Here is a 256-nt window from a genome sequence, read left to right on the forward strand (position 1 = left end):
GCGCACACTTTCATCTGCACCGGCGACTTCGCCAAGGCGCGGGCGTTCTACGGCAGGCTTCTCCCGTTTCTCGGTCTGCGTGTCGTCGCCGATGCCCCGGGCGTGTTTTACTGCGTCGGCGGTCGCACCGGCTTCGGCATCGAAGCCGCCAAGCCGGAACACACCGGCAAGCGCTTCGAGCAGGGCACGGTTGGCCTGCATCATCACTGCTGGCGCGCCCGCTCGCGCGAGGATGTCGACAGGGTGCATGCAATGC

1 protein-coding gene is annotated in these 256 nt (G+C 66.8%); it reads left to right on the forward strand.

The genetic code is table 11. From position 1 onward, the window contains the following. A partial coding sequence (locus Q5762_RS38980; RefSeq protein ID WP_315897053.1) for a VOC family protein occupies window positions 1-256 on the forward strand: 256 nt, incomplete at both ends.

The organism is Streptomyces sp. P9(2023), assembly GCF_032436795.1.
In the GTDB taxonomy this organism is placed as follows: domain Bacteria; phylum Actinomycetota; class Actinomycetes; order Streptomycetales; family Streptomycetaceae; genus Streptomyces.